Annotated in this window: 9 protein-coding genes; 2 read left to right on the top strand and 7 right to left on the bottom strand. The window is 42.3% G+C overall.

Translation table 11 applies throughout. The features are described 5' to 3' along the window. Positions 1–47: 47 nt before the first annotated feature. Positions 48–2,243 carry a TonB-dependent receptor plug domain-containing protein gene (locus AC1XUO_RS16245; RefSeq protein WP_483330822.1) on the top strand — a complete coding sequence of 732 codons (2,196 nt, stop codon included), beginning with the start codon at positions 48–50 and terminating at the stop codon, positions 2,241–2,243. 129 nt (positions 2,244–2,372) lie between these two features. Then, complete coding sequence (locus tag AC1XUO_RS16240) at positions 2,373–3,329, top strand: MBL fold metallo-hydrolase (RefSeq protein WP_483330821.1); 957 nt, start codon at positions 2,373–2,375, stop codon at positions 3,327–3,329. Between the two features lie 89 nt (positions 3,330–3,418). Here the strand turns inward: AC1XUO_RS16240 and AC1XUO_RS16235 are convergent, their stop codons facing one another. From AC1XUO_RS16235 to AC1XUO_RS16205, 7 genes are all read right to left on the bottom strand, one after another. Then, positions 3,419–4,306 carry a DUF72 domain-containing protein gene (locus AC1XUO_RS16235; protein WP_483330820.1) on the bottom strand — a complete coding sequence of 296 codons (888 nt, stop codon included), beginning with the start codon at positions 4,304–4,306 and terminating at the stop codon, positions 3,419–3,421. A gap of 131 nt (positions 4,307–4,437) precedes the next feature. Beyond that, a complete protein-coding gene (locus AC1XUO_RS16230; protein WP_483330819.1) occupies positions 4,438–4,953 on the bottom strand; it encodes a cupin domain-containing protein in 516 nt (171 codons plus the stop codon). A gap of 107 nt (positions 4,954–5,060) precedes the next feature. Further along, positions 5,061–6,581 carry a SusD/RagB family nutrient-binding outer membrane lipoprotein gene (locus tag AC1XUO_RS16225; protein WP_483330818.1) on the bottom strand — a complete coding sequence of 507 codons (1,521 nt, stop codon included), beginning with the start codon at positions 6,579–6,581 and terminating at the stop codon, positions 5,061–5,063. Between the two features lie 33 nt (positions 6,582–6,614). Continuing rightward, positions 6,615–9,686 (bottom strand): SusC/RagA family TonB-linked outer membrane protein, encoded by a 3,072-nt coding sequence (locus AC1XUO_RS16220; RefSeq protein WP_483330817.1) that lies wholly within the window; start codon positions 9,684–9,686, stop codon positions 6,615–6,617. A 388-nt stretch (positions 9,687–10,074) separates the two neighbouring features. Further along, positions 10,075–11,259, bottom strand: coding sequence for an AGE family epimerase/isomerase (locus AC1XUO_RS16215; protein ID WP_483330816.1), 1,185 nt, complete (start codon positions 11,257–11,259; stop codon positions 10,075–10,077). Further along, positions 11,259–12,449 carry a glycoside hydrolase family 130 protein gene (locus AC1XUO_RS16210; RefSeq protein WP_483330815.1) on the bottom strand — a complete coding sequence of 397 codons (1,191 nt, stop codon included), beginning with the start codon at positions 12,447–12,449 and terminating at the stop codon, positions 11,259–11,261. The genes AC1XUO_RS16215 and AC1XUO_RS16210 overlap by 1 nt, the downstream gene beginning before the upstream one ends. Before the next feature lie 44 nt (positions 12,450–12,493). Continuing rightward, complete coding sequence (locus AC1XUO_RS16205; protein ID WP_483330814.1) at positions 12,494–14,323, bottom strand: sodium:solute symporter family protein; 1,830 nt, start codon at positions 14,321–14,323, stop codon at positions 12,494–12,496.

Below are 14,323 nucleotides of genomic sequence, written 5' to 3'. Positions count from 1 at the left end.
GTTTTCGGCTCGCCCAGATAAAAATCTATTTTTACATATCCATACCAATGAATTGCAATTTTTACCACTCAACCATTCATCAACTCACGTTTGCAGGTCTATTAGCCATGACCGCCACTTTCTCCGCGCAAGCGCAGGAAGTGGTTTTATCTGATTCTACAAGAGAAAATATTTTGAACCCTGTGGTCGTAACCGCAACACGTTATGAAACGCGGAAAGAAAAAATTCCGCAAAAACTGGATATAATTACGCGTCAGGATATTGAAATGACACCGTCCAATGACCTGACGGATATCGTGCGGAAAACGGCCGCAGTGGATGTAATTCAATATCCAAATTTATCATCGGGTATCGGTATCCGTGGTTTTCGTCCTCAGTTTTCAGGGTTAAATCAGCGGACTTTGTTACTGATTGACGGACGTGCGGCAGGGGCAACCAATTTGTCTCAAATCAATCTGAACGGTGTTGAAAGAATTGAAGTTTTGAAAGGCCCAGCCTCATCACTGTATGGTTCTCAGGCAATGGGTGGTGTGATCAACATTATTACCCAACGATCAAAAGGAGACACAAAAGGAAACGGTTTTCTGGAATACGGTAGCTTTCAGTCTTACCAGGCTGGCTTGAATGCAGGAGGCAATTTGACCAAAAAGCTGGATTACGATATGTCCTTTTCTTATTTTGAAAGATCAAAAAATTACAAGATTGGGAAATGGAATTTGTTCAGGGATGCTTTTGATTATAATACAGTTCGGAAAAATTATACGGCTCAACCTGTTCAGGATGTTGATGAAACACTGGCGGACGGCGCGACGAGACCTTACACGAAACTTCATTATTTTACAGGTTCTTTGAGATTGGGTTACCAGTTAAATGACAATTGGAGAATTGATATCCGTGGTGATAAATTCCAGGCGAAAAATGTAGAATCGCCGGGAGAAATTTCTTCGGGAAGTACAGAAGCCAGTACCAAAGACGTTGATCGTGCAGCTTTTGATGTTTCACTTACCGGGAAAATTGGGAATCATAGTCCAAGCTTGAAGGTGTTTACTTCGGAAGAAAATACGAAAAATTATACACTCAATGTTTCCGGCAAACCTGTTGTGCCTTTCCGCTCTGCTGAACTTGGAAATAATTGGAAAGGGATTCAGGTAAAAGATGTCTGGTCGATTGGAAACCATTCTTTAATTGTTGGATATGATTATTTGAATTCTTCCACTGAAAGTCGCCGCTGGACAAATGATACAACGGAACGCGCGCCAACGCAACCAGCCTATGCATTAATTTCTTCTGCATTTTTTGCACAAGCCATGTTGAATTTCGGTCGCTTGACTGTGCAGCCGGGTGTTCGTTATGACAATATTACCTTTGATGTAAAGGAAACAGCACTCTTGCCAACCTACAAATCGGGTAAAAAAACGAATCCCTTCACGAGCCCAAGTCTTGGCATAAGTTATGAACTGGTTCCGACTTTATGCGTAAAAGGAACAATCGGCCGCGCTTTTGTGACCACGGACGCTTACAGCGTGGCGGGATATAATGAAGTGCGTGATTCAAAAGGAAGAATTGCGGTGACGGCCGGGAATCCGGATCTGAAAAATGAAAGCAGCCTGAGCTGGGATCTGGGATTGAGTTTTAACAAACCGAAGGCGGGTCTTTCTGCAAACGTTACTTATTTTTCAACCAAGGTAACGAACCGGATTGCCAAGGTGATCAAAACGGTAAATGAGCCGCTTGCCAATAAAGATGTGATCGTTTCCCGTGCGACTTTTGTCAACGCGGCGAATGCAGAAATTAATGGTTTGGAAACAGAAGTGACGTATGATTTTGGAGCGTTATCCAATTACAGGTATTCGTTAAGAGCTTTTGTTAATGCAACGTCCATGTTCAAAGCAACAGAAGATATTGTAGGTACAGACGAATCAAAAGTTACCCGCGATATTCAAAATGTAGCTAAAAACACGTTCAACTACGGTTTGGAATATGATAATTTGAAATGGCTGCGTCTGCGTTTATCAGGTCGTTCGATTGGAACGCGTATGGATATTGATTATACTGATCCGATTAATCCGGTTATTGATTATCCTAAATACATGGTTATTGATTTTACAGCCGCTTTCAAAATCGCTCAAAAACATACACTGGCTTTGAAAGTAAATAATGTAACTGATGAGAATTATTACGAAAAACGTGGTTACAACTTACCAGGCCGCGCCGTATCCGTGCGATATACCGTATCATTTTAAGGTTTCAGATTTGACTTTTGGTTACCAAAATGTAGAATTGAGTTTTAAATAAACAATAATATAAATCCTTCATCCGTACTTTTAGGGTGAAGGATTTTATTTTTACAATACCTCTTAATCCAAATCATCATGAGACAACGGATTTACAACCTGATTTTAACTTCAATTTTATACCTGATTATTGTTTCAGTTAGTCAGGCGCAATCGGCGTTTAATGTGGTGCCGCTTGGTGTAAAAGGCGGCGGCGCGGAAGGAAATCTTTCGGCATACATGATCGCGCCTGTAAATTCCCAGGCCTATGTTTGTCTGGATGGTGGGACGGTTCGTCAGGGAATTGAAGTGGCAGTTGCCAATGGCGCGTTCGCTGCTACGGCAGATCAGGTTTCAAGAAGTTTTATCAAAGGATTTCTTATTACTCACGCACATCTTGATCATGTTTCAGGTATGATCACCAATGCGCCTGAGGATACTGCGAAGTTTATTTATGCATTTCCAAAATGTCTGGAAATTATAAAAAACCACTATTTCAACTGGCAGAGCTGGCCGAATTTTGGAAGTGAAGGTATTAATCCTTTGAAAAAATATACTTACAAACCATTGTCAGAAGGCCAGGAGATCCCTCTGGAAAATACAGAAATGACATTAAAAACTTTCTCATTGAGCCACGGAAATCCGTATGAAGGCGCTGCTTTTTTAATTCAAAATAATGGAAAACAGGTTTTGTATTTTGGAGATACCGGCCCGGATGAGGTTGAAAAATCAACGAAACTGCAAAAGGTTTGGGAAACAATTGCTCCCCTAATCAAAGCAAAAACGTTAACAGGGATATTCCTGGAAGTGTCTTATCCAAATGAGCAACCGGATAACAAACTGTTTGGTCATTTAACACCAAACTGGATGATGAAAGAAATGGAAAAACTCGCGATCCTGGCAGGTAAAGAAAATATGCGGGATTTAAAGCTCATCATCACCCATATCAAACCTACCGGTCAGAATGAGGTAATTATCAAAGGTCAGCTGAGTAACAATAACGCGCTAGGATTACAAATTATTTATCCTGAGCAAGGAACCGCATTTGAATTATAGAAACCACGAATACGCAAATCAAAACACATTTGTGAAAATTAGTGCATTCGTGGGGCGAAAAGGAAAAGCTCTTAAAGCAGAGTCAGGTCCTAATTACTCTTTTTCCCTGAACCGCCAGGCGTTTCCGGAATTTTAATATCAGTTCCGAATTCCTTGTTTACTTTTTCAATGAGATAAGCCGACAAAAGGGGAGAGGCCTCTTCATGATTTTGGTGAACGAAGAAGTAAATATTTTCGATCCCCTGATCCACCCAAAGTTTTAAACGGTCCATCCAGTCATTCAGTCGTGTATAATCCGAGTCAACATTGGCGCCGTTGTAACGGATAAATGCCGTTGGTGTGGTTAATCGCATATGCAACAAATCGCGCCGACCGGCAGTGTCCGTTATGATATGTGTGATATTTTTCTTTTCAAGCTGCGCATACAAGTCGCCGTTGTCCCACGAACCGTCATACCAGCCTGTATGTCTTAATTCAAGGGCTAAAGGAAAACCGGACGGCCAAATTTCCAGATAATCTCTTAATACTTCCCAATTTTTTGGACCAAAATTAACTGGCAATTGCAAAAACAGCATACCCAGTTTTTCTTCCAGATGAGAAATGTGGTCTAGATAAACACTTGTTGGTTGATCAGCATCTTTCAGCCTTTTCCAATGACTTATTCCCTGATGAAGTTTCGGGAAAAATCGAAATCCCTCCGGCGTTTTGGTATGCCAGCTGTCAATGGTTTCAAGTGGAAAATTGTTGTAAAAAGTTGCATTTAATTCGATGCTGTTGAACTGTGTGGCATAATAAGCAAGTTCGTCTTTTGTGCCTTTTGGATAAAAATTCTTTAAGTCAGATTTATTCCATTTGGCACAACCGATATAAATATCGGGTTTGCCTTTCACGCCCTTCAAGATATTTCCGTTTTCCGGACTGTCGGGCGGAAGTTTGAACTCGACATTTTGTGGGTCCTCAATTTTTCCGAATTTCATGGCTGGTCGATGGGTATCTGGATTTTAAATAAAATAAATAATCCAAAGTATAGAACCTTGGGCCTCATAGTATAAAAAAGAAGTGCCATGGTAAAACAAAAAACCATGGCACTTGTATTTGTTTCTTTAAACTATCTTCCAAAATCGTCCTGAACCCGAACAATATCGTCTTCATCAGAAGGATTAGAAGGATCAGTATGTTGCCAGATTTCAGCAACTACACCCCATTCGTCAACGCCGATCAGGCGGTGACGCTCCCCCTGGTTAAGGCTTATTACGGTTCCGATTGGCAATTGTTTCATCTCGGTTTCTTCGTCCGTATCGCTGATCACGATCCCTGCGTTTCCTCCAATTACTTTCCAGATTTCGGCGCGGCGGTGGTGGTATTGCCACGAAAGACGTTTCTCTGGTGCAACAACTAATATTTTCGGGCTCAGTTTTTCATATCCTGCAAAATCTTCCAGCGAAAGATGTGGGAAAAAAGTTTTGATAAACTGCGGCGCCTGGCTTTCGTCAAGGACAAAAAAACCTCCCCAAGGCCGGGAGTGATCTTTGGCTACAACGGAAAAACCCTGTTCGTCAATAAACTTCTGAACGTTTTCAAAAACAACAGCTTTGTCGGTGGAAGCTGGAAATACATCAAGCATATTTGATAAGTTTGGTTATGGTCCGGTACAAACTCAAAATTAGAATAAAAAGCAAAAAGATGCCCCTTTAATTCGGGGCATCTTTCAATAACTTTTTTAATGGTAATTTATTTGTCCCACCAAATTTTCGTCATGAAGGTATCACCGCCCTGCCGACTGATGGCTTCGGTGATATTATCGTTAACACCGACCTCGCTTTGCGGATACCGGAGACGGCGGGGAATTTGTCCGTTTGTTTCATTTCCCGGATAATTTACAGGAATCAGCTTCGGGAATCCGGTTCTTCTCCAATCGGCCCAGGCTTCCATGTGGTTTAAAACGGAACCATTTATCAGCCAGTTTTCTGTTTGGATTGCTTCCAATTTTGAATCCAGCGACCCTGATGGATATGGATTGGCTGCTGAATACGCTTTTGCATCCGCATCGGTCAATGTACCTCCGTATGCGTTCAATTGCAGTATTGCTGCCATCTGGCCGGCATCGAAGGCTGCTTTTGCGTCACCAGTCGCCCACCCGCGTTCAATTGCTTCTGTTTTTAATAATTGAGACTCAGCATAGGTCATGATAAAATAGGGGTTACTCAAAACATACATGTTAGGAGCAGCGCGTGAATAATTATCCAGATTTTTCTCCGGAAGGCTGGTCAATGCTGTGGCATCCGTTCCGCTGGGAATACCGATTTGTTTGTCAACTGACCGGTCCCCGTTTTTCAAGGCTGCCACGACCGGAAGTCGTGGGTCTTTTCTGGCTTTCATCATATCAATAAAAGTTTTTGCCCACTGGATATTATTCCCATCTGCAATTTTTCTTCCCGCTCCCAGGTTCCAGGAATTCGCATTTGAGTTATTTCCTGCACCCGTTTTATCCATTTTGATGGTGAAACTGTCATCATTACTGGACATTATACCTGCATCAATCGCCTTTTTCGCCCAGGCCTGTGCATTGTTAGCATCCGCTTTTTGCATCCGCATCGCAATTCTCAACATCAATGAATTTGCTCCTTTTTTCCATTTGTCAAGATCACCGCCGTAGACGAAATCAGCTGTTGTGGGTTTATAGGAAGAAGGGTTAAATGCCTTACTGGCTTCATCGAGTTCTTTAAGCATGTCCATATAAATGGCTTGCTGTGGATCATACTTCGGCGAATTTATTTTACTAATAAACCCTTTTCCCGCTTCTGAATACGGGACGTCGCCATATAAGTCAGTTAAAAAAGACGTTTCGACCACGCGCAATATTCTCGCCATCGACAAGATATTCACGTCTTTGGCATCTTTGCTTGCCAGATCTATCAGGTTAACGAGATTTTTGATCGAGTTCGGGTATGAGCTTTCAAAATAAGCAGCACTTAAATCGCCCTGAAAAGTATAAACTGTACCGCGATAAAAACCTACTTCAACCGATGCCATTTGCTGCATAATACAGCCGGCATAAATAAAATTCGCACGCCAGGATTTGTATCCCGGATCTCCGGCGGATCCGGCGAGTAACAAGGCAGATTGACTTAATAAATAGTCAAGAGGAACCTCCGCGGGTGCATTGGGGTTGACATTGACTTCCTCAAAGTCTTTGGTGCAAGATCCTAATAAAGTCATCAGACCCAGCAAAACAAATATTTTATATTTCATAATCATATCCTTTTAAATGTTGATCGTAGGGTTTTAGAATTTCAGGTTTAAGTTAACACCCATACTGCGTGTCGGGGGTGCACTGTAAAATTCGAGACCCTGCGCATTTGAACTGTTGTAGTTGGATTCAGGATCAATATTGGGCGTTTTCTTGTGGATAATCCAAAGATTACGTCCTGTTAATGATACAGAAATCGCTTTGAATGGCGACTTTGATCCCAGATATTTTGATGGAATCGCATAATCAATGATCACCTGACGCAGTTTGATAAAATCAGAACTGTATACAAAGGGTGTTGCAATGTTGTTTGCGATTCTGTCGTAGTAAGGTTGGGCTTCAACACGAACCGTATTTGCTTCACCGTTTTCATTAACACCGTCACCAATTAGCCCACCGTCCCGTCCCGGTAATGTTTCTTTTAGATTTCCACGACGATATCCAAGGGCATTGGTTCCAGAGAATATTTTTCCACCGAATTTGCCATCAACGAGGAAACTTAAACCTACACCCTTATATCGGAAGGAGTTTGTGAAACCTAAGGTCCATGGAGAAACTCCTGAACCATAACTCATAAGATTTCCCTGAAGTGGATACCCTTGTGCATCATAAACAACACGTCCCTGATCGTCACGTTTGAAATCGAAACCCTTTACCTGGCTGTATGGCAGGCCAACGTCCTGATGTACGTAGGCAGTCCTGGTTCTGTTTTCATCTACCCTTAATGTCTGTAAGTCATTGTAGAGGTTAATCACTTCGCTTTTATTGTATGCCAAGTTAAAGGAAGCATTCCATGAAAAAGAATTCTTTCTAAGTGCTTCTACATTTAATAATAACTCAATACCCTTATTTGAAATTTCTCCAACATTAAACACAGCCGCGTTATAACCGGACGTGTAAGATACTGTGGCATTGACAATATCATTTGTGGTCTTTCTTGTGTAATAGGCAATATCCGCACTCACGCGATTATTGAACAATCGCGCTTCCAGACCAGCTTCGAATGTTGTTGAAGTTAGCGGCTGCAACAAACTATTCGGGATTTCAGTGTTATTAATTTGAGCCAAAGGAGCACCATTGTGAGCACCGGATAAAGCGTACGTCAGTAATAATTTGTAGGGATCCGTCGCGCCTCCAGCCTGTGCCCAGGAAGATCTTACTTTGAAATAATTAACTGCAGCAGGCATTTGGATCGCTTCTGAAACTACGAAACTCGCTCCAAACGAGGGATATAAGATACTGTTATAACCAGAAGCTAAGGTTGAGAACCAGTCATTCCTGGCGGTTGCCGTTACGAACAGGTAGTTGTTGAAAGAAAACTCGCCCGATCCATAAAGGGAATTAATACGCCGTTCAATGTAATTTTCGCTCGAACTTCTTGCTGCCGGGTCAATGTTCGAAATGTCGTAAAAGAACGGGATGTTAAAGTTATTTCCACCAAGGTTTGTCAATCGATTAACGTTTCTCATCTGGTTTCCTCCTACGAGAAGGTTGAAGCCAATTTTGTCTCCGAATTTTTTGTCAATTCCCACCATTAAATCCATGTTTCTTTCCATGAATTCCCGCTGGTTTGACGTGTAAGAACCTAGAACTTTGTAGGCAGTTCCATAAGGTTCGATCGCGCGATAACGATAATTAAAATAATCTATACCAAGTCTTCCTTTTACAAAAAGCCAGTCCAAGATGTCAAATTTCGGTTCAATAGCACCGATTACACGGTTTTTCTGGTCATTATTCTGGAAGTCGTATGCTGCGAAGTACGGATTTGTAACATATACATTGTCCGACCAGACTTTTTCATTTCCGGCCGCATCGTATTTGGTGTCCTTGAAAGTTTCCACATCCATGGAAGAGGCCAGTGAATAAATCGCATAGTTTGCATTACCTGGCGAATCAGATAATCTGGGTCTGTTTTTGGTCTTTTCATACACATACTTGATGTTTGTCAGTATGCTTAGTTTTTTGCCAAGATTTGAATTGACATTCAGGGCAAAGTTATTTCTGTGCAACGTGTTGTTGGGCATTACGCCTTTGTTATCCATATTATTCATGGAAAAACGGTAGGTGCTTGTCGCCGCCGCACCAGAAAAGGCGACACTGTTCGTGAACGTACTTCCAATCTGGTAAAATTTGCTCAGGTTATCGCGCTGCGCCGAATATGGGCGGGAAACACCATCAAACTGTATCACATTGGAGCCGTCAAGTTTTGCGCCCCAGCTGTTTGAAGTTAATGCTTCATTGACAGTAGTTGGTTTAAGTCCATTGTTACCCATGCCATACTCATACTGGTAATCCTTGAAGTCCTTGATTAACAGGTCTTCCGCCAAGTAGTTGCTGTTTACTTCCAGGCCGATCCCTTTTTCCATTTTTCCGCCTTTGGTAGTAACCAAAATAGCACCATTGGAAGCCCTTGACCCATAAAGTGCTGCTGCCGTTGCCCCTTTTAAAACACTAATGTTTTCGATTTCATCCGGGTTCAGACTGGAAATTCCATCACCCTGGTCAGCACCGCCCCACATCCCGGCCTGTCCAAGATTTTCGTTGTTGATCGGGATCCCGTCCACAACAATTAATGGCTGATTATTTCCTGATATCGAACCGTTTCCGCGTAATGTTATTCTTGTAGAACCAGCCGGGCCGGTCGCAGTGCCCGTGATATTCAATCCCGCTACTTTACCTGCCAGCGAGTTTGCCATATTGGGTGTGCGGGCCACGGTAAGCTCTTCTCCTTTAATTTCGGAGACCGCATATCCAAGCGCCTTCTTCTCCTTTTTGATTCCCAGGGCCGTCACTACGACCTCGTTAAGGGCAGTTGCCTCAGGTGTCAGTGCCACATCCAAAATCGATGCGTTGACTGTTACTTCTTTGGAGTTATATCCAATAAAACTGAAAATTAAAACTTTCCCTTTTTCAGCCTGAATGCTGAATTCTCCTTTGTCGTTTGTAGTAGTGCCCCGGTTTGTTCCTTTCAGAACGACATTCACGCCGGCAACTTCGCTGCCTCTTTCTTCATTCACCTTTCCTGTGACGGTCATTTCCTGAGCATAACTGAGGTTGACGAGAAGGGTGCATAAGAAGAGTGTCAAAACTAGTAGATTTTTTTGCATACAGTTTTTGTGTTTTACAATAAATGATCTTTAATAAAAAATTTAAATTAATTATACGTAGAGTTACATGCGCCTGCCAGGAATGTGGGTATAATCAAAAATTTTAAATCAAATGTACTATTTGAAAAGAGTAAAGACATAATGTTATTTTATCAAAGAATGACACATTTTCTATCAGCAAACTACGAAGACCGATAACGCTAGCACCGATTTGCACCGCTAACACCGATTTGCAATCGGTGTTGCCTGGTTTAGCGTTTGTAACGCGTGTATGGTAAATTTTATGTAGTATTCGCGTTGCAAACGCTAAACCATAAACGCCCCGATTACAAATCGGTGCGAGCATAAAAAAAGCAGTTTTCGCTGCCTTTTTTTCGTGGTATCAGGTCTATATCCGCCTGAGAATTTCCATACATGCCCTCGCGTTGTGGTAAGGACATTTCCAAAAACCGATCTTATCTTCTTCCATTTTAGAATAGTCATCCCAAACGCCCCAAAACCATTCCCCTTTATCCTTATCAAGTAAGTGTTTTTGAATAAATGACCAGAGGCCGAAAACCCTTTTTAAGTAACTTTCGTCGTCTGTAATCTGATAGGTATTCAAATATCCAACCATGGCTTCTGCCGAAACCCACCACTCCCGATGCGTATCAGGGTGATGTGTTTCAAGGTTGTATTCATGAATCAGACTTCCGTCGGGCATAAAGCCTTTCGCCGCAGCATCCGATATTTTGATTGCTATTTCTTCCCACTTTGAGACAAGAAATTGATCATCTAAAACTTCCGCAGCTTCATACAAAAGCCATGCTGCTTCGATATCGTGGCCATAAGAAATGGCTTTGGACTGACTTTTCCAGTTTTTGTCGAAAAATAATTGTAAGTGGAAGCTGTCGGGATCGATAATATGGTTTTCAAAAATTTCGAGCAGGTGTTCAATTTTGTCGGCGACACGTTTTTCATGCCAAACGCGATATAAATTAACGTAGGCTTCTATCACGTGCAAATGTGTGTTCATCGTTTTTGGATCGTTGCGGTCCTTTTCGCTGAGACGTGAGTCTTCCAGAGGCTGCCAGTTTTCTGTAAAGGCTTCAAAATAACCGCCACTCTTTTGATCGAAACTATGTTTTTCAATCAAATCAAAAAGCTCGATCGCAAAATCCAGAACCTCCTGCTTTTTATTAGTCTGGTAAAATTCACTCAGTCCATAAATTGTAAATGCTAATCCGTAAATCTGCTTTCTGGTATTCACAGGTTTTCCGGTTCCGTCAACCGACCAAAAAACGCCGCCATTTTGCTGATCACGAAAATGGTCCCTGATATATTCATAAGCACGTTCCGCTAATTTAAGATGATCAGGATTGCTGAACTTGTTAAACGCAGCGGCGAAAGTCCACAGGATTCTGGCATTTAATACACAGCCTTTTTCAGCCTCCGGGTGTACAGTTCCGTCATTATCAACTTTTCCTACGAAACCACCCTGGGGGATATCGACTGCGTTTTTGCTCCAAAAGTCCAAAATTGAATGTAACTCATTTTCAATTTCAGTCCTGAATTGAGGTAGTTTTTCTAACATCAGATGGAAACGGAATGACCTGCGTGAGACAGATTTTTATTGATTAAACCCATTAAAACTTCCACCGAGGCAGCTGAGCGAAAACTATCCGCCGGTGTATTGACGACATAGTCCAGCAATTTTTTAACGGACGACGTCGCTACATGAAGACGCGTATCCGATGACGCATAATAAATAAATACAGTTCCGTCATCGTCCAAAATCCATCCGTTTGAAAAGGTTACGTTAGATACATCACCAATTCTTTCTTCTCCCTGGGGCGCGATAAAATAACCTGCGGGCTTATAAATTACTTTGGCAGGATCATATAAATCGGTCATGAACATATATAAAACGTAACGCAGGCCGGCAGCCGTATTTCTAACACCGTGAGCCAGGTGAAGCCAGCCCTTATCTGTTTTTATTGGCGCAGGGCCTTGTCCGTTTTTTACTTCGTAGACCGTGTGGTACTGCTTTTGATCAACGATAAATTCTTTTTCAATAACTGCCTTATCAATCGTTTCAGAATATCCAAAACCGATACCGCCGCCGGTACCAGCTTCAATAAAACCATCTTGCGGACGGGTGTAAAAAGCATATTTTCCATTTACAAATTCAGGATGGAGCACAACGTTGCGCTGTTGCGGCGATGGGGTGACCAGATCCGGCAAACGTACCCATGTTTTTAAATCAGTTGTACGGGCAATCCCGCATTGGGCGACAGCCGAACACTCATCACCCGGTTTTGCATTCGGATCTTTGCGCTCTGTGCAGAAAAGTCCATAAATAAATCCGTCTTCATGTTTTGTCAGACGCATATCATAAACATTTCCATCGGGGACATCAGTTTCCGGCATTACGATCGGATGATTCCAGAATTTGAAATTGTCTACACCATTCAGACTTTCTGCGACAGCAAAAAAAGATTTACGATCAGCACCCTCGACCCGGGCGACGACCAGATATTTTCCATCATGTTTGATTGCTCCTGCGTTGAAAGCCGCGTTAATCTCAAAACGTTTCATTAAAAATGGATTCGTTTCAGGATTTAAGTCGTATTCCCAAAAAACCGGGACGTGTGCAGCGGTGAGAACCGGATGTGTGTAACGATCATAAATTCCGTTTCCAGGCCATACTGCATAATTTTTACGTTCGAGCAATTCCCTATGCTCTTGCTGTAGTTGTGTTAGGCGTTTTGTGAAATCCGACATACTTTAAATATTTGCTGATTTACAATGAGTTGTTTCCTTATGACTTAATTGGTTGGAAGCTTTTTGTACCACGTTTTCCAGAGGATAATAATGCACGCACCAAGGACCACAGCCGTAATACCCGTTTCCAGAGGCATCATCAATACTGCAAATACGGGCAGCGCAGTAATCGAAGTTTGTCCGATCGTACCGACCAGTACATTGAACATATCCATTTTGAAATTTCCATTAGCAAGAAAATTCGGGTCTTCTTTGACTATCGCTTCGTGGACAGGCCCCCAAAAACCCCATGGTTTTACATTTTTGTAAAACTTCTTTAAAACTTCCGGATCAGTCGCCGGCGTCAAGAATGAGCCTAAAATACATCCGAGCGCAGAAAGGAGCAGGATGATTGGGAAGTAATAGAGCGGAACGGTGCCGGGAAAGATGTAGGGCAGGATCATCGCTGAGAGAATTCCTGCAAACATTCCCCAGAAGAATCCGTTGCTATTGAATCGCCACCAGTGCCATTTTAAAACGTTGGCTGCGATGTAACCGCCATATAATGCTGAGACGATCCATTGCAGTATACTATTGACATCTTTTGCAAAGAAACCAAGGGTGATACTGATCGTGACCACAACCAGACCTGTCAGATAGTTCATTTTTTTAATCTGCGTATTGCTGGCGTTCGGATTGAATGATTTCAGGTAAATATCATTCACCATATAGGCCTGCGCGGCGTTGAACGTTCCGGCAAAGGTTCCCATAAAGGCGCCCATCAGCCCAACGAGAACAAGTCCGAGCAGTCCGGATGGAATATATGCATTCAAAACAGCCGGAAGGATCCGCTCAAAATCCTGGCCATTCGGTGAGGAAATGTTGATGTCTTTGTAGAAAATTAAACCTAAAACTGCAATACCAATAATGAGTAAATAACGCGTCGGCAATAAAACCACGTTGACGATCATGCTCATCAACGCTGCCTCACGAGGAGATTTTGTAGATAGAATTTTCTGCATATCGTAATTCGGAGCAGGCCCGGCCAGACTTGATAAGATACCTTTTGCAGTCATCAACGCGAAAAAATATCCGAAAGGGTTGAAGCCATCTGAGCTGATTTTTTCATTTACTTCGTCGATATAGCCTGTCCAGTTGAGGTCCAGATTTTTACCAAAAAACAAATCGGACCAGCCAGTCGGAACTGGTAGGCTTCCATAATCTGCAAGTGCCTGCATGGCAATAATGGCAATGGCAAAGGATACAAAAACCATGATGACGTAATGGATCAGATCTGCCCAAACAATACTTTTCATCCCGCCGAGAAGCGAGTAAAAAACGGTGAATAAGGTGAAAATGATACCATAAGTATGCGCAACGTATTCAGCAGCAATTGTGAACGGAACAAATGGCTGAAGAACTGGCCAGGGAATAAATATTTCTATAAATTTCCCAAGACCGATAAAACCATAAGCCATAAAACCCAGGCAACTTAATAAAGCGAAAGCAATAATGATTTTATGGGATAGCTGCGCATCAGCCTTGTTTCCGAAACGTGTCAACATCCATTCGGCACCGGTAGAAACATTGGATCTGCGAAGCCAGATGGATAAATAGACCATCATGAAAATCTGGTTGAAAACAGGCCACAGCCAGGGAAGCCATATACTTTTAACACCATAAATAAACATAATTGCAACCATCCACGCAGTTCCGGAAATATCGAACATTCCCGAAGCATTGGAAACACCCAGCATCCAGTAAGGCATGGATTTTCCTCCGAGCAGATAATCGTTTTTACTGCGTCCGGCTTGTTTTTTTAGTACTAATCCAATAACGGTGACAAGCAGGAGATAGGCTATTATAACCAGGAAGTCAACGAGTTGTATTTTCAT

The sequence above is a fragment of the Dyadobacter sp. HNCC25DJ186 genome (genome assembly GCF_056895235.1).
This window is presented reverse-complemented; position numbering and strand designations above follow the sequence as displayed.